Consider the following 23,057-nt stretch of genomic DNA (forward strand, 5'->3'; position numbering starts at 1 on the left):
CCCTGCGTACGTGCGTGCAAGGGCGGGTCAGCCCACGGCCGCCTTCTCGCGCTCGCGCCGCTCGGCGCTCTGGCGCTCGCGGGCGAGTTCGGCCGCGTCCCGCTTGAAGGCCCACTCCATCTTCGGTTCCATCGCGAAGCGGAACACGCGCTGCACCGGCTTGGTGCACAGCACGGTCACGACGGCCGCCGCGAGGACGGTCACGAGGATCTCACCGGCCGGCTGGTGCAGCCAGGCCGCCTCGAACCAGCCCTGGTAGTCGCCGGCCTTCACCAGGAAGCCGTGCAGCAGGTAGCCGTAGAGCGTGCCGGCGCCGAGCGCGGTGAACCACATGTGGCGGCGCGGCACCCAGGCGAAGAAGCACGCGGTCAGCACCAGGGAGCAGCCGAACAGCGCGAGCACCATGACCGGGCCGGTCCACCACGGGGCGCCCAGCTCCTGCGCGGAGTCGCGGTGGTAGAACCACGCGGTGTTCATGCGCGGCACCGCCCACCAGCTGACGGCCAGCGCCGCCGCGAAGACGGGCACCGACGCGATCCGCACCGAACGGCGGCGCACCATGTGGAAGTGCTCCGGCTTCATCGACAGGCCCAGCACGAAGAACGGCAGGAACTGCAGGACGCGCTGGAGGTCGAGGTCGTCGCCGATCGACGGGCTGACGGTCGCCAGCATGGCGATGCCGAGCGCGAGCGGCAGCGGCCAGCGCGCCAGCTTCCAGATGGGCGTGGTCAGCCGCCAGACGAACAGCGCGCACAGGAACCAGGTCAGGTACCAGGGGTCGAGGAGGCTGATCTCCTGGTGCGGATCGTTGTCGATCCACCGCTTGAAGAGCGGGTAGGCCGTCTCGAAGACGATGTACGGCACGGCGACGCCGGTGATCAGGCGCTTGAGCCGGTCGGGCCGCATGTCGAAACTGCGCGAGAAGTAGCCGGAGATGATGATGAACGCCGGCATGTGGAACGCGTAGACGACCTGGTACGCGGCCTCGAGTATCCGGCTGTCGCCCTTGAGCGGCTCCCAGGCGTGGCCCATGGCCACCAGCACGATCGCGAGGTACTTCGCGTTGTCGAAGAACGCGTCGCGCTGCTTGCCGTTCTGCTTCTTCTGCGGGCTTTGCGGCGAGCGAGGGCTCGGCACTCCGTCGGCCGATGACCGGGCCGGGGGAAGTGGCGCCTTGCGGTCGCCGTTCGGTCGCAGCGAGTTCGTCACAGACCCTCCCACCGGGAGCTCGGGGAGACGATCCGGGACCTCGCTGCGCTTACGGGGGACGAGGCAGCGTGGAACATCTGAGGCACCCTAGCGTTCCCTGCGGCTATTCGTAAAACGCCGGACGTGATTCCTGGCTATTCGCTCTGGGTACCCCGGATTTCAGGTAGTTGACGTCGCGGTCGGCGTGATGACCGACACACACCCACCAGCGGATTGGGCCCCTCCACTGCCCCCTACTTGTCGTGATACTTCCGGACTAAGCGACGCATAAGACCAGCAGGCGACTCCAGTGGAATGTCCGCTTCCGTTGGTCTTCGGGCACTGTCCGCAGGGTGGTTGGTGAGTCTGTGGCAACAATTCGAAATAGCTGCGAACGCGTTGTGTGGAGACGGAAACGATTCGGCTGAATTCCCTGTGCGGGTGGTCCGTCGAATTGCCGTACGAGTCCCCGCCGTCGGGCCCCGCACACGCGCGGCGCAGGCGGCCGCCGGACGACACCGGTGTGGTCGATGCGTCACCGGCCGCATAGCCCGGCCGCGTTGGTGGCACGATGGTTCTGGCGGGGGTGCGCGGGGTCGCATCGCCGGGCCGGGAGAGCGGACCGACCGAGGGTGTGATCAGTTGTGGCCATTTCACTGTCTGTGGTGCTGCTGTTGGCGATCATCCTTGTGGTGCTGCTGAGAGGCGGATCCATCAAGGCGGGCCCAGCGATCGTGGCGATCCTCTTCGGCTTCTTCCTCGCCTCGACCGGCATGGCCCCGTCCATCAACCGCTTCCTCAACTCGATAGCGGAGACCATCAACTCCATCAGCTTCTGACGGGAGGGTGCGCCCCCACCCCGGGGAGCCCCGGCAGGGGCGGATACGCTCGCCCCGACCACAGGACGGTGCGTGACGGGGGGAACGTACGGGGATGGCGCTGCGCGACTCTGATCCCGCGGAGGTGGGCGGCTACCGCATCGAGGACCGCCTCGGCTCCGGCGGCATGGGCGTGGTCTACCTGGCCCGCTCCGCCTCCGGCCGGCGCCTCGCGGTCAAGGTGGTGCACGGCCAGTACGCCGACGACGACGAGTTCCGCACCCGCTTCCGCCGCGAGGTGGCCGCCGCCCGCCGGGTCAGCGGCGCCTTCACGGCCCCGGTCGTGGACGCGGACGCCGACGCGCCGCGCCCCTGGATGGCCACCCTCTACATACCGGGCGCGGACCTCGGCACCCACGTCCGCGAGCACGGCCCGCTCCCGCTGCCCCGCCTGCGCGAACTCGCCGCCGGTCTCACCGAGGCGCTGCGCGACATCCACCGCGTCGGAGTCGTCCACCGCGACCTGAAGCCGGCCAACGTGATGCTCGCCGAGGACGGCCCCCGCGTCATCGACTTCGGCATCTCCCGCGCCGCCGAGTTCGCCGCCTCCGACGCCCTCACCCAGACCGGCCGCGTGATGGGCACCCCGCCGTTCATGTCGCCGGAGCAGTTCGCGTCCCCGCAGGACGTCGGCCCGGCCGCCGACATCTTCTCCCTCGGCTCGGTCCTCACCTACGCCGCCACCCGCCGCGGCCCCTTCGACAGCCCGAGCCCCTACGAGACGGCCCTGCGCGTCGTCGAGGGCGACCCCGACCTGTCCGGCGTCCCCGACGAACTGCTGCCCCTCGTCTCCGTCTGCCTGAAGAAGCACCCCAAGTCGCGCGCCACCCCGGACGAACTCCTGGCCCTGCTGCGCGACGGCCTCGCCCAGGCAGGCCCCCGGCCCGGGACCACCGGGCCCGGATCCGTCGACCCCAGGCCCACGGAGCCGAAGGCCGCCGTGCCCGGCGACACCCTGGCCCGCCTGACCCGCCCCGGCCCGGAGCCCGCCCCGGAGCCCGCGCCCGACCAGGCCCCGAGCCGCCGCAGACGCCGCTACCTGCTGGCCGCGGCCGCCCTCGGTGCCGTCGTCGCCGTGTTCGCGGCCACCACCCTCGCCCTCACCTGGGACCCCGAGCCGCCCGCCCACGAAACCCCGGCCGCCGACCTCCCCGACGGCTGGCGGCCCTGGTCCGCCAAGGCCAAGGCCGCCGGTGGCGCCGGCACGACCTTCCGGAACTGCGCCGCCGTCGACGCCTCCCTGGTCTGCGCCGGCGACGACCTCATGGCGGCCCGCTTCGCCCTCGCCGACGGCCGCAACACCTGGACCCTGCCCGTCGACCCCACACCCGGCGACAACTTCTCCGACGAGGGCGCCATCCTCGGCACCGGCGACGGCCGCGTCTACGCCTACGGCGCCGACGACCGGGGCACCCTCCCCACCGGCGAGCCCGTCACCCGCTACACGGTCCAGGCCCTGGCCGCGGACACCGGAAAGGTCCTCTGGCGGACCGTGACCGGCGAGGGCCCCAGCGCCCTCGCGCCCAACAGCGACCACGGCGCGGCCACCGCCGTCCCCGAGGGCCTCATCACGGTCCACGGCGCCCAGGGCGACTCCTACGCCCTGATCGGCACCGACGACGGCGAGGTCCGCTGGCGGCGCCCGCTGCCCGGCCCCTCCCAGACCTGCGTCCTGGACAGCGCGGCCGCCCGCCCCTACCTCGTCTGCGTCACCGACGAGAACCGGCCGAGCGAGGCCCGCACCAGCGTGGCCCAGCTCGACCCGGCCACCGGCAGACCCCGCTGGACGGTCCGTGCGAAGGGCGCCCTGAACCTCCTGGGGGAGGAGCAAGGGCACCTGGTGCTCGCGGGGAAGCTCGGCGAGCACCGCGACCTGACCCGGATCGACACCTCCACCCGCGCCGTCACGACCGTCCGGCTCTCCGCGCCGCAGCCCGACTCGGCCGTGGCCCACCTGGCGAAGGGCACCCTGTACTTCACCCAGTCCAGCGGCAGCGTGCGGGCGGTCTCCCCGCGCAACGGACGCCTGCTGTGGGAGAGCAACTCCACCGTCGAACGGCAGGGCACACCGACGGTCACCGACACCCGCCTGTACCTGTCGTCCCCCAACGGCCGCCTCGCCGCCCTGGACGCCAGAACCGGCAGGGTCGAGGCCACCCGGCCCGGCCGTGACGACGGCGGCAGCATCGACAGCGCCTTCTTCCCCACCGGCGCCCCCCTCGTCCTGGCCGGCGACGCCCTGTACGTCCCCTACGGCATCCGCTCCGTCTACACGGTGGACGTCCGCGACCTGTGACGGAGGTCGGCGACGAGTCGGAAGCGCTCCAGAACCACGAGCGTCGTGTCGTCCACGGTGAAGCCGGGATCGCCCAGCGCCTCACGCATCTCCTCGCCGTGCCAGAACCACTCGTGCCCTGCCCGCCACTCGGCCACGCCGGAATGCCCCTCCCCCTCGTCCAGCACATGATCGAGATCCACCTGCGCCAGCGGCAGCACGCGCACGCCGGTCACCTCGATCACCCCGACCGGACGATCGTCCGAGTCGACGACGACCGACCGCAGCCCGACCTCCGGCAACGGTTCTCCCGCGTGCTCGTAGTCGACGAGGAGCCCCGTCGTGGAGGTCTTGGAACCATCGAGGATCGCGGCCACGAGCCGGTCGCGCAGGGGACCGGGAAAGGCGAACTCCGTCCTGGGCATCGACGCGATGTCTGCCGCTGAGGGGAAATCCGGGGTCATGCGATCACCGTAACGACCCACCCGGCACACCGGACCGGCCACGCCCCGGAAAACGATCAGGGCCAGGCGGAGGAATGATCCTCCGCCTGGCCCTGAGCCGTATGGAGCGGGCGACGGGAATCGAACCCGCGTAGCTAGTTTGGAAGACTAGGGCTCTACCATTGAGCTACGCCCGCACAGCACGCGCCGCAGGTCGGAAGACCGCGGCACTGAAGGCATCGTAGCGGGTCGGCCCCCTCCGTCGCACACCGCATTCCGGCCCCCCGGCCCGACGCGGTTCCGGCCCCGTGGAAATGCGGCGGCCGCACCGCCTGTCGGCATGTACCCTACGTGTCGCACCAGACGGGGTGTGGCGCAGCTTGGTAGCGCGTCCGCTTTGGGAGCGGAAGGCCGTGGGTTCAAATCCCGCCACCCCGACCAGCCAGCCGATCATGCCGCGTGATCGTCTCCCGGTCACTCGCGTGATCGCCTTTTGGGCGGTGTAGTCGCTGCCGTTACTATGCAAGCTGCACGCCCGTGTGTCTCATCGTCTGAAGTCCTCCGGGCGGCGAAATCCGCCGGGCCGCTCTGGCCCCGGCAGAACCCAAGAAGTCAGCCACAAGGAGACCGAACCGTGAAGAGCGCCGTGGAGACCCTGAACCCGACTCGGGTTCGGCTCACTGTCGAGGTGCCCTTCGAGGAGCTCAAGGACAGCCTCGACGCGGCGTACAAGAAGATCAACCAGCAGGTCACGGTGAAGGGCTTCCGCAAGGGCAAGGTCCCGGCCCGGGTCATCGACCAGCGGTTCGGCCGCGGTGCCGTGCTGGAGGAGGCCGTCAACGACGCGCTTCCGAAGTTCTACACCGACGCGGTCAACGAGGCCGAGCTCAGCCCGCTGGGCCAGCCCGAGGTCGACATCACGGAGCTGAAGGACGGCGAGACGCTGAACTTCACCGCCGAGGTCGACGTCCGCCCCGCCATCGAGATCCCGGACTACTCCGGCATCGAGGTCGAGGTCGACGCGGTCGAGGTCACCGACGAGGATGTCGACAAGGCCGTCGAGGAGCTGCGCGAGCGCTTCGCCTCCACCGCCCCGGTCGAGCGCGCCGCCGAGGACGGCGACGTCGTGACGATCGACCTGGAGGCCAAGGTCGACGGCGAGGTCCTCGAGGACGGCGTCGCCAACGGCGTCTCCTACACCATCGGCTCCGGTGAGCTGCTGGACGGCATCGACGACGCCGTGAAGGGTCTGGAGGCCGGTGGCGAGGCCACCTTCACCTCCGAGCTCAAGGGCGGCTCGGCGGCCGGCAAGGAGGCCGAGGTCACCGTCAAGGTCACCCAGGTCGCCAAGCGTGAACTCCCCGAGCTGGACGACGAGTTCGCGCAGCTCGCCTCCGAGTTCGACACGCTCGAGGAGCTGCGCGCCGACAGCCGCAAGCGCCTGGAGAACATGAAGCAGTACGACCAGGCCACGCAGGCCCAGGAGCGCGTCCTGGAGAAGCTGCTGGAGCTCGTCGAGGTGCCCGTCCCCGAGAAGCTGCTCGAGGACGAGATCAACACCCGCAAGCACAACCTGGAGCACCACCAGCTCGGCCAGATGGGCCTCGACCTCGCGAAGTACCTGGAGATCCAGGGCAAGAGCGAGGAGGAGTTCGAGACCGAGACCCGTGAGGCCGCGGTCAAGGGCATCAAGACCCAGTTCGTCCTCGACGAGCTGGTCAAGCAGGAGAAGCTGAACGTCAACCAGGAGGAGCTCACCGAGCACCTCATGCGCCGCGCGGCCTCCTCCGGCATGTCCCCCGACCAGTTCGCCCAGGCGGTCGTCGAGGGCGGCCAGGTTCCGCTCCTGGTCGGCGAGGTCGCCCGCGGCAAGGCCCTGGCCGTCGTGGTCGAGAAGGCCACGGTCAAGGACACCAACGGCGAGATCATCGACCTCGACGACGAAGAGGACGAGACCGAGTCCGCCGAGGCCTCCGCCGAGGAGACCCCGGCCGAGTCCGCCGAGGAGAAGACCGAGGGCTGAGCCCCGGCACCGGTGAGTTCGCGAGAAGGCCCTGGGGCACGCCCCAGGGCCTTCTCGCCGCTCTTGGGTGCAGCGCCCTTCAGGGGCGCGGGGAACTGCGCGACAAGCTCCCACGCACCCGCAGCCGCCTGCGGCCCGAAACCAGCCCCGGCCCGGCCGCGCAGCGCTACGCCCCCGGCGAACACCCCCATCTCCGGGATTCCCCGAAGGGACCCGCGCGTTAGGGTCCATGAATACCAGGGCAGTGGAGTCTCCGATACGGCTCCCGCCCCGCAGGGAACACGTGAGACGGCCCGGCGCCGTCGTAAGACGAGCAGGTGGATACGTGACGAATCTGATGCCTTCAGCCGCCGGCGAGCCTTCCATCGGTGGTGGCCTCGGCGACCAGGTCTACAACCGGCTGCTCAACGAGCGGATCATCTTCCTCGGCCAGCCGGTCGACGACGACATCGCGAACAAGATCACCGCACAGCTGCTGCTCCTTGCCTCGGACCCCGACAAGGACATCTACCTGTACATCAACAGCCCCGGCGGTTCGATCACGGCCGGCATGGCGATCTACGACACCATGCAGTACATCAAGAACGACGTGGTGACGATCGCCATGGGCCTCGCGGCCTCGATGGGCCAGTTCCTGCTCAGCGCGGGCACCCCCGGCAAGCGCTTCGCGCTGCCGAACGCCGAGATCCTGATCCACCAGCCCTCCGCCGGCCTGGCCGGCTCGGCCTCGGACATCAAGATCCACGCTGAGCGGCTGCTGCACACCAAGAAGCGCATGGCCGAGCTCACCGCCCAGCACACGGGCCAGACGGTCGAGCAGATCACCCGCGACTCGGACCGCGACCGCTGGTTCGACGCCTTCGAGGCCAAGGAGTACGGCCTCATCGACGACGTGATCGCCACGGCCGCCGGTATGCCGGGCGGCGGCGGCACCGGGGCCTGAGAGGTCCCAGGAGGCTCCACGAGCCCCGTAGGACCCCGCCCGGGCCCGTGAGGGCCCCGGGACGCCCCAGCAGCCCCAGCCGACCGCCTCAGCCCCTTTCAGGAGACACCGTGAACGCATTCCCCGGCAGCGGGATCTACGACCGTATGCAGGCCGTGCAGGACATGAGCGCCTCGCAGGGCCGCTACACCGGCCCGCAGGCCGAGTCCCGCTACGTCATCCCGCGCTTCGTCGAGCGCACCTCCCAGGGCATTCGCGAGTACGACCCGTACGCGAAGCTCTTCGAGGAGCGCGTGATCTTCCTCGGCGTCCAGATCGACGACGCCTCCGCCAACGACGTCATGGCGCAGCTGCTGTGCCTGGAGTCGATGGACCCCGACCGGGACATCTCGGTCTACATCAACAGCCCCGGCGGCTCCTTCACGGCGCTCACGGCGATCTACGACACGATGCAGTACGTCAAGCCGGACATCCAGACGGTCTGCATGGGCCAGGCGGCCTCCGCCGCCGCCGTCCTGCTGGCCGCCGGCACGCCGGGCAAGCGCATGGCCCTGCCGAACGCGCGCGTGCTGATCCACCAGCCGTACAGCGAGACCGGCCGCGGCCAGGTGTCCGACCTGGAGATCGCCGCCAACGAGATCCTCCGGATGCGTACGCAGCTGGAGGAGATGCTGGCCAAGCACTCCACCCAGGCGATCGACAAGATCCGCGAGGACATCGAGCGCGACAAGATCCTCACGGCCGAGGACGCGCTGAACTACGGGCTGATCGACCAGATCATCACCACCCGGAAGATGGACAACTCGAGCCTTCGCTGAGGCGAGAGGCTGTATCGTCTGCCGCCCCTTGGCACGGTTTGGCTCGGTTCACGTCAAAGCGAACCGCGCCAAGGGGGGCCCGAACGGGGGGCCCGGCAAGGTACCGTCGGACATAAGGCAGCACCAGGAGTCCGCTGGACGTCGACGTCCAGGAGTCTCCCAGGCGAAGGGGAAGCACACCGTGGCACGCATCGGTGACGGCGGCGATCTGCTCAAGTGCTCGTTCTGCGGCAAGAGCCAGAAGCAGGTCAAGAAGCTCATCGCAGGGCCCGGTGTGTACATCTGCGACGAGTGCATCGATCTCTGCAACGAGATCATCGAGGAAGAGCTGGCGGAGACCAGCGAGGTCCGCTGGGAGGAACTCCCGAAGCCGCGCGAGATCTACGAGTTCCTCGAGGGCTACGTGGTCGGCCAGGAGGCCGCCAAGAAAGCCCTGTCCGTAGCGGTGTACAACCACTACAAGCGCGTCCAGGCCGGTGAGAACGGCGGGGCGAACGGCCGTGACGACGCCATCGAGTTGGCGAAGTCCAACATCCTCCTGCTCGGCCCCACGGGCTCCGGCAAGACCCTCCTCGCGCAGACCCTCGCGCGCATGCTGAACGTCCCCTTCGCGATCGCCGACGCCACGGCCCTGACGGAGGCCGGTTACGTCGGCGAGGACGTCGAGAACATCCTGCTCAAGCTGATCCAGGCGGCCGACTACGACGTCAAGAAGGCCGAGACCGGGATCATCTACATCGACGAGATCGACAAGGTCGCGAGGAAGAGTGAAAACCCCTCCATCACGCGCGACGTCTCGGGTGAGGGCGTCCAGCAGGCCCTGCTGAAGATCCTGGAGGGCACCACGGCCTCGGTGCCGCCGCAGGGCGGCCGCAAACACCCCCACCAGGAGTTCATCCAGATCGACACGACGAACGTACTGTTCATCGTGGGCGGTGCCTTCGCCGGACTGGAGAAGATCATCGAGTCCCGGGCCGGCGCCAAGGGCATCGGCTTCGGCGCGCAGATCCGCTCCAAGCGCGAGATGGAGTCCAAGGACCAGTTCCAGGAGGTCATGCCGGAGGACCTGGTCAAGTTCGGCATGATCCCCGAGTTCATCGGCCGCCTCCCCGTCATCACCTCGGTCCACAACCTGGACCGCGAGGCCCTGCTGCAGATCCTCGTCGAGCCGCGCAACGCGCTCGTCAAGCAGTACCAGCGCCTCTTCGAACTCGACGGCGTGGAGCTGGACTTCGAGCGCGAGGCGCTGGAGGCCATCGCCGACCAGGCCATCCTCCGCCAGACCGGCGCGCGTGGCCTCAGGGCCATCATGGAGGAGGTCCTCCAGGGCGTGATGTACGAGGTCCCGTCCCGCAAGGACGTGGCCCGGGTCGTCATCACGGCGGACGTCGTCCAGTCGAACGTCAACCCGACGCTGATCCCGCGGGACGCGCGCGGTCGCGGGCCGGGCGAGCAGAAGACGGCGTGACACGGCAGACGTGAAGGAAGGGCCCCGGTCGCCGACCGGGGCCCTTCCTCTTGTCGGTCGAGCCTGATCAGGCCTTGACGCGGATCTCCGGGCGGAGCTTGGTGGTGATGTCGACAGCCGCGTCCTTTGTGGTCTCCTTGGTGGCGTCACCCGAGGAGACAACGGCGATCGTGCTGTAGTCGGCCCAGGCGCAGAACCAGTTGGTCTGCTCCTTCTTGGTCATCACGTTCTGGCCCTTGAGCGCCTGGCACTTCATGACCGCGCCGTCGAGGTCGGCCTCCTCGGGCTCGCCGATCAGCTCGGTCTTGCCGCCGCCGCTGCTGGAGGAGTCCTCCTCGGCCGACTTCTTGAAGTTGGCGAAGAAGGTGTCCAGGGCCGCCTCCGGGTCGGAGACCTCACCGTAGACGCCGAAGAACTGCACGCTCCTGGCCGTCGCCAGCGTGGCGGCCGAGGACGGGTCGGAGGGGTCGTACTTGGTGGGATCCACGGTGGAGTAGGAGCCCAGCACCGACTTGCCGTTCTTGACGCCGCTCTTCTCCAACTCCTTGGCGGACTCGTCGCCGGCGGTCGCCCCGTCCTTCGTGACGCGGTTGTACTCGCTCAGCACCTTCGCCGGCGTGGCCAGCTTGTGCGGCCCGTCGTCCTCCAGGGAGCCCGCGCCGCCACCCCCGCCGATCACGAAGTACGCGCCGACACCGATCGCCGCCACGAGGGCCACGGCGCCGATGATGATGCCGGTCTTCTTCTTGCCGCCGCCCGGGGCCGGGGGCTGCGGCGGCATGCCGTAAGGGGCCTGGCCGTAGGGCGGCTGCGGCTGCTGGCCGTACGGGGGCTGCTGGCCGTAGGGCCCCGGCTGCGGCGGGACACCCTGAGGGGGCTGCTGCGGGACGCCGTAACCCGGCTGGGGCGGAGGGGCCTGCTGGGGGTAGCCGTAGCCGGGCTGGGGCGCCTGCGGCGGCTGGCCGTACGGACCCGGCTGGCCGTACGGTCCGGGCTGCTGGGGCTGCCCGCCGTACGGGCCCGGCTGGTTGTAACTCATGTTCTGGGTTCCCCTCCAGATGCTTATGTGTTCCGGACATCCTGGCGCAGACCCGCCGTGTGCATGGCAGCGGGGCCCCCGCCGTTACAAACCAAACGCGTTTCGGGACGGGGTCGTGACACCTCTAAACTGACCCCCGTGACCGAGAACGCTCAGCAGCAGCCACCAGCGCCCAGCACCGACCTGCCGACCCAGTACGCGCCGGCCGACGTGGAGGGGCCGCTGTACGAGCGCTGGGTAGAGCGGGGTTACTTCGAGGCGGACGAGAAGAGCGACAAGCCGCCGTACACCATCGTCATCCCGCCGCCGAACGTCACGGGCAGCCTGCACCTCGGGCACGCCTTCGAGCACACCCTCATCGACGCCCTGACCCGCCGTAAGCGGATGCAGGGCTTCGAGACGCTGTGGCAGCCCGGCATGGACCACGCCGGTATCGCCACGCAGAACGTCGTCGAGCGGGAGCTGGCGAAGGAGGGCAAGTCCCGGCACGACCTGGGGCGTGAGGCCTTCGTCGAGCGGGTCTGGCAGTGGAAGGGCGAGTCCGGCGGGCAGATCAGCGGCCAGATGCGGCGGTTGGGCGACGGCGTCGCCTGGTCGCGCGAGCGCTTCACGATGGACGAGGGCCTCTCGCAGGCCGTCCAGACCATCTTCAAGCGGCTCTACGACGACGAGCTGATCTACCGCGCCGAGCGCATCATCAACTGGTGCCCCCGGTGCCTGACGGCGATCTCCGACATCGAGGTCGAGTACCAGGACGACGACGGCGAGCTCGTCTCCATGAAGTACGGCGACGGGGACGACACCATCGTCGTCGCCACCACCCGCGCCGAGACGATGCTCGGTGACACCGCCGTCGCTGTCCACCCCGAGGACGAGCGCTACAAGCACCTGGTCGGCAAGCTGGTCAAGCTGCCGCTGACCGACCGCTCCATCCCCGTCGTCGCGGACGAGCACGTCGACCCGAAGTTCGGCACGGGTGCCGTCAAGGTCACCCCGGCGCACGACCCGAACGACTTCGAGATCGGCCAGCGCCACGACCTCCCGGCCCTGACGATCATGGACGAGCACGCCGTGATCACCGCCCACGGCCCCTTCCAGGGCCTGGACCGGCTGGAAGCGCGGTCGGCGATCGTCGCGGCCCTGCGCGCCGAAGGGCGGATCGTCGCCGAGAAGCGGCCCTACGTCCACTCCGTCGGCCACTGCTCGCGCTGCAAGACCACCATCGAGCCGCGCCTGTCCATGCAGTGGTGGGTCAAGGTCGGCCCGCTGGCCAAGGCGGCCGGTGACGCCGTCCGCGACGGGCGCGTCAAGATCCACCCGCAGGAGATGGAGAAGCGCTACTTCGACTGGGTCGACAACCTCCACGACTGGTGCATCTCGCGCCAGCTGTGGTGGGGCCACCGCATCCCGGTCTGGTACGGCCCGAACGGCGAGGTCGTCTGCGTCGGCCCCGACGCGGAGCCGCCGAGCGGCGAGGGCTGGCGGCAGGACACCGACGTCCTCGACACCTGGTTCTCCTCCGGCCTGTGGCCCTTCTCCACGCTGGGCTGGCCCGAGCAGACCGAGTCGCTCGCGAAGTTCTACCCGAACTCCGTCCTGGTCACGGGCTACGACATCCTCTTCTTCTGGGTCGCCCGGATGATGATGTTCGGCCTGTACGCGATGGACGGCACCCCGCCGTTCCACACCATCGCCCTGCACGGCATGGTCCGCGACCAGTTCGGCAAGAAGATGTCGAAGTCCTTCGGGAACGCGGTCAACCCGCTGGACTGGATGGACAAGTACGGCAGCGACGCCCTGCGCTTCACCCTCGCCCGCGGCGCCAACCCCGGCGTCGACGTCCCCATCGGCGAGGACTGGGTCCAGGGCTCCCGCAACTTCGCCAACAAGATCTGGAACGCGACGCGCTTCGCGCTGATGAACGGCGCGACGGTCGACGGCCCCCTGCCGGACCCGTCGAAGATGTCCGCGACGGACCGCTGGATCCTCTCCCGCCTGAACTCGGTCGTCGCCGAAGTCGACGCGTACTACGACGACTACCAGTTCGCGAAGCTGTCCGACTCCCTGTTCCACTTCGCGTGGGACGAGGTCTTCGACTGGTACGTCGAGCTGTCCAAGACGACGTTCCAGGCGGGCGGCGAGGCGGCCGAGGTCAGCAAGCGCGTCCTCGGCGAGGTCCTCGACGTCACGCTGAAGCTGCTGCACCCGGTGGTCCCGTTCGTCACGGAGACGCTGTGGACGACGCTGACCGGCGGTGAGTCGGTCGTCATCGCCGAGTGGCCGAAGGATAGTGGCTTCCGCGACGCCGACGCCGAGCGCGAGATCGAGTCGCTCCAGTTGGTCATCACCGAGGTCCGCCGCTTCCGCGCCGACCAGGGCCTCCAGCCCGGCCAGCGGGTCCCGGCCCGGCTGACCCTGGACGGCACGCGGTTCGCGCCCCACGAGGCAGCCATCCGCCAGCTGCTCCGTCTCCAGCCGGAGGGCGACGGCTTCACGGCGACGGCGACCCTCCCGGTGGCCGGTGCCGAGGTCGCCCTCGACCTCTCCGGCACGATCGACGTGGCGGCCGAGCGCAAGCGCCTCGCGAAGGACCTCGCCGCGGCCGAGAAGGAGAAGGCCCAGGCGAACGCCAAGCTCGGCAACGAGGCGTTCCTGTCGAAGGCCCCCGACCACGTTGTGGACAAGATCCGCACCCGCCTCACCAAGGCGGAGGAGGACATCGCCCGCATCCAGGCCCAGCTGGAGAGGCTGCCGCAGGCGTAGAGGTTCGTACGGTCGTGAAGGCCCCGGTGCTTGTCAGCGCCGGGGCCTTCACGCGGTTCAGGGGCGCGGGGCTGTATCGATGTGCGGCTCCGCCGCGTGGGCGCGACAAGCCACGACGAACCCGCACACACGCGACGACACAAACCACCCCCGACCTTTGTCACCCCCGCTCCGTAGACTGGCCCCGTGAGCGAGCTCCCTCCAGACCACAACGCCGACGACCAGCCCGACCCCCTCAACACCTTCGACGAGATCATCGCCGAGGAAACCACCCGCGACCCCGACCTCGCGGTCATCGAAGCCGGCAGCCGAACCCTGCGCACCCAGGGCGGCCCCCCGGAGGCCGACATCCCCACCCGGCCCGCCGACCCCGAGGTGGACAAGGCCCTGCGCGAGGTCGAGGCGGAGCTCGCCACCCGCTGGGGCGAGACCAAGCTGGAGCCCTCCGTCAGCCGCATCGCCGCGCTGATGGACGTGCTCGGGGAGCCGCAGCGGTCGTACCCGTCGATCCACATCACCGGCACCAACGGCAAGACCTCCACGGCCCGCATGATCGAGGCCCTGCTCGGCGCCTTCGAGCTGCGCACCGGCCGCTACACCTCGCCGCACGTGCAGTCGATCACCGAGCGCATCAGCCTGGACGGCGCCCCCATCTCGCCCGAGCGGTTCATCGAGACGTACCAGGACATCAAGCCGTACGTGGAGATGGTCGACGCCGCGCAGGAGTACCGGCTGTCCTTCTTCGAGGTGCTCACCGGCATGGCGTACGCGGCCTTCGCCGACGCCCCCGTGGACGTCGCCGTCGTCGAGGTCGGCATGGGCGGCTCCTGGGACGCCACGAACGTGATCGACGGTGACGTCGCCGTCGTCACGCCCATCGACCTCGACCACACCGACCGGCTCGGCACCACGCACGCCGAGATCGCCACGGAGAAGGCCGGCATCGTCAAGCAGGACGCCACCGTCATCCTGGCGCAGCAGCCGGTCGAGGCGGCGCAGGTGCTGCTGAAGAAGGCCGTCGAGGTGGACGCGACCGTGGCCCGCGAGGGCCTGGAGTTCGGCGTCGTGGACCAGCAGGTGGCCGTCGGCGGGCAGCTGCTGACGCTGCGCGGCCTCGGCGGCGAGTACACCGAGGTGTACCTGCCGCTGCACGGCGCGCACCAGGCGCACAACGCGGCCGTGGCGCTCGCCGCCGTCGAGGCGTTCTTCGGCGTCGGCGCGCAGCGCCCCGACCCGCTGGACCTGGACACGGTCCGCAAGGCGTTCGCCGCCGTCGCCTCCCCGGGCCGGCTGGAGGTCGTGCGCCGGTCGCCGACCGTCGTGCTCGACGCCGCCCACAACCCGGCGGGTGCCCGGGCGGCGGCCGAGGCGATCGGGGAGGCGTTCCAGTTCAGCCGCCTCATCGGTGTCGTCGGCGCGAGCGGCGACAAGAACGTGCGGGGGCTGCTGGAGGCGTTCGAGCCGGTGTTCGCCGAGGTCGTCGTCACGCAGAACTCCAGCCACCGCGCGATGGACGCCGACGAGCTGGCGGGCATCGCCGTCGAGGTGTTCGGCGAGGACCGCGTCCAGGTCGAGCCGCGGCTGCCCGACGCGCTGGAGGCCGCGATCACGCTGGCCGAGGAGGAGGGCGAGTTCGCGGGCGGCGGCGTGCTCGTCACCGGTTCCGTCATCACCGTCGGCGAGGCCCGACTGCTCCTGGGGAAGGGCTGAGATCCCGTGCGTACGCTCTGTTCTTCGACGCTGATCGGCGAGTTCTTCATCATCGGCTTCGCCGGGCTGGTCGCCATGAAGGACCCGGACCTGTCCATGACGACCGTGTGGACGGTCAGCGGTGTCGCGATGTTCCTGTGCCTGGTGCTGTGCGGACTGGTGACGCGCCCGGGCGGGGTGGTGCTCGGCTGGGCGCTGCAGATCGCGCTCATCGCGTCGGGCTTCGCCGTGCCCATGATGTTCTTCCTGGGCGTGGTCTTCGCGGCCCTGTGGTGGGCGTCGGTGCACTACGGGCGGAAGGTGGACGAGGCGAAGGCGCGATTCGCGGCCCAGGCCGGCTCCTCCACACCTGACGCTGCGTAACAGGCGGCCCGACACGCCGGGTAATCTCGTCCCACCCGCACAACCTTGACGCATAAGGAGCCCGTCGTGAGCCAGCGCACCCTCGTCCTCCTCAAGCCCGACGCCGTCCGTCGTGGCCTGACCGGCGAGATCATCAGCCGCATCGAGCGCAAGGCGGGCTGGGCGATCACCGCGCTGGAGCTGCGCACCCTGGACCAGGACACGCTGGAGCAGCACTACGGCGAGCACAAGGGCAAGCCCTTCTACGAGCCGCTGGTGGAGTTCATGGCCTCCGGGCCGGTCGTGGCGATGATCGTCGAGGGTGAGCGGGTCATCGAGGGGCTGCGCCAGCTGGCCGGGCCGACCGACCCGATCGCCGCGGCGCCCGGCTCCATCCGCGGCGACTACGGCGTGATCGTCCGGGAGAACCTGATCCACGCCTCGGATTCCGAGGAGTCCGCCGAGCGCGAGGTGAAGATCTTCTTCCCGGGTCGCGCGTAAAGGGCGAAGGGCCGGCGAAGTCCGGGAGTACGGCTCCCGGACTTTTCCGGCATATGCGTGGCGATCGAGGGAACGATGCTCCCCGAACGCCCGTCTCCACAAGCGAACGCGCACAGCATCTGCTGACAATGGCGGAGACCCTCCCGCAGTGTTCGCGAAGGCGCGTCTACGATGGAAGCCTTCACGTCACAGCACCCACCTTTGCCTACCTGAAAAGCCCTCAAAAGCTCCTGGGAAGGCCAGACGAATCCTGATGGGGAACTCAATGTCGTTCATCGGCCGTGACATGGCTGTCGACCTCGGGACCGCCAACACGCTGGTGTACGTCAGGGGTCGCGGGATCGTACTCAACGAGCCGTCCGTCGTCGCGATCAACACCAACACCGGTGGCATCCTCGCGGTCGGCGCCGAAGCGAAGAAGATGATCGGGCGCACGCCCGGCAACATCGTTGCCGTTCGTCCGCTGAAGGACGGCGTGATCGCCGACTTCGAGATCACCGAGCGGATGCTCCGCTACTTCATCCTGAAGATCCACAAGCGGCGGTATCTGGCTCGTCCGCGGGTCGTCGTCTGTGTGCCCTCGGGCATCACGGGCGTCGAGCGCCGTGCCGTCATCGAGGCGTCGTCCCAGGCCGGCGCCCGCCAGGTGCACATCATCGAGGAGCCCATGGCCGCGGCCATCGGCTCCGGCCTGCCGGTCCACGAGGCCACGGGCAACATGGTGGTCGACATCGGCGGCGGCACGACGGAGGTCGCGGTCATCTCCCTCGGCGGCATCGTCACCGCCCAGTCCATCCGGGTGGCGGGCGACGAACTGGACAACGCGATCATCCAGCACATCAAGAAGGAGTACTCGCTCCTGCTGGGTGAGCGGACGGCCGAGCAGATCAAGATCACGATCGGTTCGGCGTACGACCTCGACACCGACGAGCACACCGAAATCCGCGGCCGGGACCTGGTCTCCGGGCTGCCGAAGACCGTCGTCATCTCCGCGGCCGAAGTCCGCAAGGCGATCGAGGAGCCGGTCAACGCCATCGTCGACGCCGTCAAGACGACCCTCGACAAGTGCCCGCCGGAGCTGTCCGGCGACATCATGGACCGAGGAATCGTTCTGACCGGCGGCGGAGCGCTGCTGCGGGGCCTGGACGAGCGGCTGCGCCGGGAGACCGGGATGCCGATCCACATCGCCGAGGACCCCCTGGACAGCGTGGCGCTCGGGTCCGGCAAGTGCGTCGAGGAGTTCGAGGCGCTGCAGCAGGTGCTGGACGCCCAGCCGCGCAGATGACGTAACTCTTCGATTCCGCCGTACGGGACGATCTCCTCTCGTACGGCGGATCGTTGATACAGCTGCATAAGCTCCCACAAAGCAGCCCCTCGGTTTTCCCTGGGGCTTCCCGAATTCCGATGAGGAAGGCACGGCCGCCGCACGTGAGGGACACACGAGAGAGCCGGCTGCTCCTGGTGCTGCTGATCGCCATCGCGTTCGCTTTGATCACGGTGGACATCCGCGGTGGGGAGGATTCGCCCGTCGACGGTGCCCGGCAGGCCGCGGCCACGGTCTTCGGCCCGATCGAGAGCGGTGTGTCGGCCGCGGTCGACCCGGTCGGCAACGCGGTCTCCGCCATCCGTGACTCCGGCGAACGGCACGACCGGCTCGCCGCGCTGGAGGAGGAGAACGCGGCCCTGAAGGCGCGGCTCGGCAGCGACGACCGCGCCCGCAGCCGCCTCAAGCAGCTCGACAAGATGCTGAAGGTCGCCGGGCAGGGCCAGTACGGCATCAAGGGCGCGGAGGTCATCGCCATAGGAGCGGCGCAGGGCTTCTCCTGGACCATCACCATCGACGTCGGCGCCAACGACGGCATCAAGCGCGACATGACCGTCCTGAACGGCGACGGGCTGGTCGGCCGGGTCACCACGGTCGGGCCCAACACCGCGACGGTCCTGCTCGCCAGCGACCCCGACTTCACGGTCGGCACGCGCATGGAGGCCAGCGACGAACTGGGCTTCGCCTCCGGGCAGGGCGACCGCCCGCTGCGCGTCGAACTCCTCAACGGCAAGGCCGAGGTGAAGAAGGGCGACCGCCTCGTCACCTTCGGCTCGCAGGCCGACCGGCCGTTCGTGCCCGGCGTGCCCGTCGGCGTGGTCTCCCGCGTCGACCCCTCCGGCGGCGGCCTGACCCGCACGCTGTACGTCACGCCGTACGCGAGCTTCACCAAGCTCGACATCGTCGGCGTCGTCGTCGAGGCCCCGAAGAAGGACCCCCGCGACACGGTGCTCCCGCCCAAGCCCAAGCCCACCCCGAGGCCGACGGTGACGGTGACCGTGACGCCGTCCGCCGAGGCGCCCGCAGACGGCCAGAACCAGCAAGAGCAGTAGGAGCTGTCACCCATGCGCGTCAACCGGATCCTGCTCTCGTCCGCCCTGGTCGTCGTCGCCCTGGTGATCCAGGTGAGCGTCCTCGCCCGCCTCCATCTGCCGGGCGCGGTGCCCGACCTGATGCTGCTGACCGTCCTCGGCCTCGCGCTGGTGTACGGGCATGTCGGCGGCGCCCTCGTCGGCTTCGCCGCGGGCCTGCTCGCCGACCTGGCCCCGCCCGCCGACCACGCCGCCGGGCGGTACGCCCTCGTGCTGTGCGTCATCGGCTATCTCGCCGGCCTGGTGAAGCCCGAGACGGGCCAGCTGAAGTCCGCCACCGGCCCGATGGTCGTGGTGGTCGCCGCCGCGGTCGGCTCGACCCTGCTGTACGCCGGTGTCGGCGCCCTTGTCGGCGACACCGCCGCCCGCCATGTGGGCCTGGGCAGCCTGCTGTTCACGGCCGCCCTGTACGACCTGCTGCTCGCCCCGTTCGTGGTGCCGGGGGTGATGGCCCTGGCCCGGCGCGCGGAGAACGATCCGCTGGCGGAGTCCACGTCGGCCGCCGCCAAGGCCACGGACATCTCCTCCGGCTGGCTCGCCGGCGGCACCGGCCTGAGGATCGGCACCCAGCGCAACGGCCTGCGGGTGAAGGCGGCCCGGGCCCGGATGGCGCGGGCCGGGCGCATCAAGGGGGTCAAGCGGCTGTGAACGCGGCGAAGTTCACCCGAACGGAGCGGTCCGGTCGGAACGACGGGGCGTGGGCCGACCGTTCACCACTCGTCACCGCCCGTCGATCATCCGTCTTCATCACCCACCCGAACGCGCACTGAGAGGGGGAGGCAGCCGCAGTGACCAACATTCCCGAGACCGGCCGGAACCCACGGGTCCAGATCCGGCTCGTCGTCATCCAGGTCCTCGTCCTCTCCCTGTTCCTCACCCTGGGCGGACGCCTGTGGTACCTCCAGATCCGTGAGGGCGCCGCGTACGCCAAGGAGGCGTCCGGGAACCACGTCCAGCAGGTCGTCCAGCCGGCCGTCCGCGGCTCGATCCTGGACGCGCGCGGAGTGGCCCTCGCCGACAACGAGACCAGACTGGTCGTCTCCGCGTCCCGCACCGACCTGCTGAAGATGCCGGACGACGGCAAGGACGTCCTCACCAAGCTCGCCGGAGTCCTGGGCATGACCCCCAAGGAGGTCATGGAGAAGGTCCGGCTGTGCGACGCCGAGACGCCCCAGCCCTGCTGGAACGGCTCGCCCTACCAGCCCATCCCCATCACCGACGAGGCCACGCCCAAGCAGGCCCTGCAGATCCGCGAGCGCGCCGAGGACTTCCCCGGCATCACCGCCGAGCCGGAGGCCGTGCGCCGCTACCCGAGCCCGGGCAAGGCCAACACCGCCCAGGTCCTCGGCTACCTCTCGCCGGTCACCGACGAGGAGATCAAGCAGGCGCAGAACACCAACTCGCCGTACCTGCGCTCCGACCAGGTCGGCCGCTCGGGCCTGGAGCGCCAGTACGACAAGCAGCTGCGCGGCAAGGCCGGCGTCACCCGCTACGAGGTGGACAACCTCGGCCGCGTCATCGGCCAGGCCGAGGCCGACCCGGCCCACCCCGGCGACAACCTCGTCACCAGCATCGACGCCCGCGTCCAGCGGATCGCCGAGTACCAGCTGAACGAGGCCATGAAGGAGGCCCGCAAGCAGCACGACCGGAACACCGGCACCAACTACAAGGCGGACTCCGGCGCCGTCGTCGTCATGGAGGCCAAGACCGGCCGCGTCGTCGCCATGGCCTCCAACCCGACGTACGACCCGAACGCCTGGGTGGGCGGCATCTCCGCCAAGGACTACGCGCGGCTCACCGGCAAGAAGTCCAACTACCCGCTGCTCAACCGCGCGATCCAGGGCCAGTCGGCGCCAGGCTCCATCTTCAAGGTCATCCCGACGGCCGCCGCGGTCAACGCGGGCTACTCCTTCAACGGCCCGTACCAGTGCTCCAGCTCGTACTCCATCGGCGGCCAGGTCTTCAAGAACTTCGAGTCCAAGGGATACGGCCCGATCAGCCTCGGCCGCGCCCTGGAGGTCTCCTGCGACACGGTCTTCTACCGGCTCTCCCACGAGGAGTGGAAGAAGGACGGCGGCACGAAGCCGAAGAAGAACGCCAACGACTGGTTCTACAAGACCGCCCACCAGTTCGGCCTCGGCAAGGAGACCGGCATCGACCTGCCCAACGAGGTCACCGGCCGCGTCCCGGACCGCAAGTGGAAGCTGGACTACTGGAAGGCCAACAAGGACGCCTGGTGCCGCACCGGCAAGCGCAACGGCAGCTACGCCGAGAAGATCGCCTACGAGAACTGCCTCGAAGGCAACCGCATGCGCGCCGGTGACTCCGTCAACTACTCCATCGGCCAGGGCGACACGCTCGTCACACCCATCCAGATGGCCACCATCTACGCCGCCATCTCCAACGGCGGCACGATGTACACCCCCTCGGTCGGCAAGGCCGTCATCAGCGCCGACGGCAAGACGGTCACGCCGATCAAGCCGCAGGCGCACGGCAAGCTGCCCATGACGCAGAAGACGCGCAACGAGATAGACGAAGCCCTCGCGGGAGTCGCCACCCGCGGTACGGCCGCCTGGAGGTTCGGCGGCTGGCCGCAGGACAAGATCCCGATGCACGCCAAGACGGGTACGGCCGAGGTCTACGGCAAGCAGACGACCTCCTGGTTCGCCACGTACACCAAGGACTACTCGATCGTCATGACGATCTCCCAGGGCGGCACGGGCTCCGGCGCCTCGGGCCCCGCCGTCCGCAACATCTACAACGCGCTGTACGGCGTCTCCGAGGACGGCGACATCGACCCGAAGAAGGCGCTGCTGCCCACCCCGGAGAAGGCCCTGCCGAAGGTCAAGACGGACGGCACCATCGCCTCCCCGAAGATCTCCAAGGACCCGGCCAAGGACCAGCAGGCCAAGAAGAAGGACCCGAACGCCCCGGCCGACCCGCTCCAGCCGGCGACGGCGGCCCCGCCGACGCCGGAGAACCGTGACACCCGAAGGCGCCGGCGGGGAAGCCGGAGGTTGCCGACATGACCGGCGGTGTGAACAGCTTCCAGGTCTCCGGGTACGGGCCCGAGCGCACCGGCTGGATGCGGCTCCTCGCCCGTGACTCGGTCACGCGGCGACTCGACTGGCCGATCCTGCTGTCGGCGCTGGCCCTGTCGCTGCTCGGCACGCTGCTGGTCTACTCGGCGACCCGCAACCGCACGGAGCTGAACCAGGGCGACCCGTACTTCTTCCTCATCCGGCACCTGCTGAACACCGGCATCGGCCTCGCCCTGATGGCCGGCACGGTCTGGCTCGGCCACCGGGCCCTGCGCACGGCCGTGCCGATCCTGTACGGCCTGTCGGTGCTGCTGATCCTGCTGGTGCTCACGCCGCTCGGCTCGACGATCAACGGCGCCCACTCCTGGATCAAGCTCCCGGGCGGCTTCTCCCTCCAGCCCTCGGAGTTCGTGAAGGTCACGATCATCCTGGGCATGGCGATGCTGCTGGCGGCCCGGGTCGACGCGGGCGACAAGCAGTACCCCGACCACCGCACGGTCATGCAGGCGCTGGGCCTGGCCGCCGTGCCCATGCTGATCGTGATGCTCATGCCCGACCTCGGGTCGGTCATGGTCATGGTCATCATCGTGCTCGGTGTGCTGCTCGCCTCCGGCGCCACCAACCGGTGGGTGTTCGGCCTGCTGGGCGCGGGCGCGGCCGGCGCGATCGCCGTCTGGCAGCTCGGCGTGCTCGACGACTACCAGATCGCCCGCTTCGCCGCCTTCGCCAACCCCGAGCTCGACCCGGCCGGCGTCGGCTACAACACCAACCAGGCCCGCATCGCCATCGGCTCCGGCGGGCTGACCGGCTCCGGCCTCTTCCACGGCTCGCAGACCACCGGGCAGTTCGTCCCCGAGCAGCAGACGGACTTCGTCTTCACGGTGGCGGGGGAGGAGCTGGGCTTCCTCGGCGGCGGCCTGATCATCCTGCTGCTCGGCATCGTGCTGTGGCGGGCCTGCCGGATCGCCCGCGAGACCAGCGACCTGTACGGCACGATCGTGGCCGCCGGCATCGTCGCCTGGTTCGCCTTCCAGACGTTCGAGAACATCGGCATGACGCTCGGCATCATGCCGGTCACCGGCCTGCCGCTGCCGTTCGTGTCGTACGGCGGTTCGTCGATGTTCGCCGTGTGGATAGCGGTCGGTCTGTTGCAGTCGATCCGGGTGCAGAGACCGATGTCGGCGTGAACATCGGGCGGGGCGGCCCCCTG

At 69.6% G+C, this 23,057-nt stretch carries 18 protein-coding genes and 2 tRNA genes; 16 read left to right on the forward strand and 4 right to left on the reverse strand.

Annotated elements, in window-relative coordinates; genetic code table 11:
- Positions 1-27: 27 nt before the first annotated feature.
- Positions 28-1,209 carry an acyltransferase family protein gene (locus ABZ386_RS00060; RefSeq protein WP_356499354.1) on the reverse strand — a complete coding sequence of 394 codons (1,182 nt, stop codon included), beginning with the start codon at positions 1,207-1,209 and terminating at the stop codon, positions 28-30.
- A 623-nt stretch (positions 1,210-1,832) separates the two neighbouring features.
- Here ABZ386_RS00060 and ABZ386_RS00065 point away from each other — a divergent pair.
- Positions 1,833-2,027: a hypothetical protein gene (locus ABZ386_RS00065; RefSeq protein WP_010041885.1), complete on the forward strand. Its 195-nt coding sequence runs from the start codon at positions 1,833-1,835 to the stop codon at positions 2,025-2,027.
- Between the two features lie 94 nt (positions 2,028-2,121).
- Entirely contained in the window at positions 2,122-4,362 is a 2,241-nt protein-coding gene (locus ABZ386_RS00070; RefSeq protein WP_351346084.1) for a PQQ-binding-like beta-propeller repeat protein, read from the forward strand.
- Here ABZ386_RS00070 and ABZ386_RS00075 read toward each other — a convergent pair.
- Together ABZ386_RS00075 and ABZ386_RS00080 are read right to left on the reverse strand one after the other, a co-directional pair.
- Positions 4,335-4,805 (reverse strand): ASCH domain-containing protein, encoded by a 471-nt coding sequence (locus ABZ386_RS00075; protein WP_356669223.1) that lies wholly within the window; start codon positions 4,803-4,805, stop codon positions 4,335-4,337. The two genes, ABZ386_RS00070 and ABZ386_RS00075, sit on opposite strands and share 28 nt — an antisense overlap.
- Positions 4,806-4,907: 102 nt before the next feature.
- Positions 4,908-4,981 (reverse strand) — tRNA-Gly (locus tag ABZ386_RS00080).
- A 167-nt stretch (positions 4,982-5,148) separates the two neighbouring features.
- Here ABZ386_RS00080 and ABZ386_RS00085 point away from each other — a divergent pair.
- The 5 genes from ABZ386_RS00085 to clpX all read left to right on the forward strand — a co-directional run bounded on the left by ABZ386_RS00085 (position 5,149) and on the right by clpX (position 10,036).
- Positions 5,149-5,225: transfer RNA gene (locus ABZ386_RS00085), tRNA-Pro, on the forward strand.
- 193 nt (positions 5,226-5,418) lie between these two features.
- Positions 5,419-6,807, forward strand: coding sequence for a trigger factor (gene tig / locus ABZ386_RS00090; protein WP_351346090.1), 1,389 nt, complete (start codon positions 5,419-5,421; stop codon positions 6,805-6,807).
- Positions 6,808-7,144: 337 nt separating this feature from the next.
- A complete protein-coding gene (locus ABZ386_RS00095; RefSeq protein WP_031114129.1) occupies positions 7,145-7,750 on the forward strand; it encodes an ATP-dependent Clp protease proteolytic subunit in 606 nt (201 codons plus the stop codon).
- A gap of 110 nt (positions 7,751-7,860) precedes the next feature.
- Positions 7,861-8,568 (forward strand): ATP-dependent Clp protease proteolytic subunit, encoded by a 708-nt coding sequence (locus ABZ386_RS00100; protein WP_351346093.1) that lies wholly within the window; start codon positions 7,861-7,863, stop codon positions 8,566-8,568.
- Positions 8,569-8,749: 181 nt separating this feature from the next.
- Positions 8,750-10,036: an ATP-dependent Clp protease ATP-binding subunit ClpX gene (gene clpX, locus ABZ386_RS00105; protein ID WP_010041898.1), complete on the forward strand. Its 1,287-nt coding sequence runs from the start codon at positions 8,750-8,752 to the stop codon at positions 10,034-10,036.
- A gap of 67 nt (positions 10,037-10,103) precedes the next feature.
- On the opposite strand, the gene ABZ386_RS00110 is transcribed toward clpX, so the two are convergent.
- The gene (locus ABZ386_RS00110) at positions 10,104-11,075 is read right to left on the reverse strand and encodes a hypothetical protein (protein ID WP_358962667.1); all 972 of its coding nucleotides are present in this window, start codon (positions 11,073-11,075) and stop codon (positions 10,104-10,106) included.
- 138 nt (positions 11,076-11,213) lie between these two features.
- Between ABZ386_RS00110 and ABZ386_RS00115 the strand changes: the two genes are divergently transcribed.
- The 9 genes from ABZ386_RS00115 to rodA all read left to right on the forward strand — a co-directional run bounded on the left by ABZ386_RS00115 (position 11,214) and on the right by rodA (position 23,034).
- Positions 11,214-13,838, forward strand: a complete 2,625-nt coding sequence (locus ABZ386_RS00115; RefSeq protein ID WP_358962670.1) for a valine--tRNA ligase — start codon at positions 11,214-11,216, stop codon at positions 13,836-13,838.
- 186 nt (positions 13,839-14,024) lie between these two features.
- The gene (locus tag ABZ386_RS00120) at positions 14,025-15,548 is read left to right on the forward strand and encodes a folylpolyglutamate synthase/dihydrofolate synthase family protein (protein WP_358962673.1); all 1,524 of its coding nucleotides are present in this window, start codon (positions 14,025-14,027) and stop codon (positions 15,546-15,548) included.
- Between the two features lie 6 nt (positions 15,549-15,554).
- The gene (locus ABZ386_RS00125) at positions 15,555-15,911 is read left to right on the forward strand and encodes a DUF4233 domain-containing protein (RefSeq protein ID WP_351346105.1); all 357 of its coding nucleotides are present in this window, start codon (positions 15,555-15,557) and stop codon (positions 15,909-15,911) included.
- 66 nt (positions 15,912-15,977) lie between these two features.
- Positions 15,978-16,391: a nucleoside-diphosphate kinase gene (ndk, locus tag ABZ386_RS00130; protein WP_114252470.1), complete on the forward strand. Its 414-nt coding sequence runs from the start codon at positions 15,978-15,980 to the stop codon at positions 16,389-16,391.
- A gap of 265 nt (positions 16,392-16,656) precedes the next feature.
- Positions 16,657-17,676 carry a rod shape-determining protein gene (locus tag ABZ386_RS00135; protein ID WP_006133575.1) on the forward strand — a complete coding sequence of 340 codons (1,020 nt, stop codon included), beginning with the start codon at positions 16,657-16,659 and terminating at the stop codon, positions 17,674-17,676.
- Positions 17,677-17,819: 143 nt separating this feature from the next.
- Positions 17,820-18,767: a rod shape-determining protein MreC gene (gene mreC, locus ABZ386_RS00140; RefSeq protein WP_114252468.1), complete on the forward strand. Its 948-nt coding sequence runs from the start codon at positions 17,820-17,822 to the stop codon at positions 18,765-18,767.
- A 12-nt stretch (positions 18,768-18,779) separates the two neighbouring features.
- The gene (gene mreD, locus ABZ386_RS00145) at positions 18,780-19,454 is read left to right on the forward strand and encodes a rod shape-determining protein MreD (RefSeq protein ID WP_355717228.1); all 675 of its coding nucleotides are present in this window, start codon (positions 18,780-18,782) and stop codon (positions 19,452-19,454) included.
- 140 nt (positions 19,455-19,594) lie between these two features.
- Positions 19,595-21,835, forward strand: a complete 2,241-nt coding sequence (gene mrdA, locus ABZ386_RS00150; RefSeq protein WP_358962676.1) for a penicillin-binding protein 2 — start codon at positions 19,595-19,597, stop codon at positions 21,833-21,835.
- Positions 21,832-23,034: a rod shape-determining protein RodA gene (gene rodA, locus ABZ386_RS00155; protein WP_351346120.1), complete on the forward strand. Its 1,203-nt coding sequence runs from the start codon at positions 21,832-21,834 to the stop codon at positions 23,032-23,034. Before mrdA ends, rodA begins: the two co-directional genes overlap by 4 nt.
- Positions 23,035-23,057 lie beyond the last annotated feature (23 nt).

Source organism: Streptomyces sp. NPDC006140, from assembly GCF_040628815.1.
Lineage (GTDB): Bacteria > Actinomycetota > Actinomycetes > Streptomycetales > Streptomycetaceae > Streptomyces.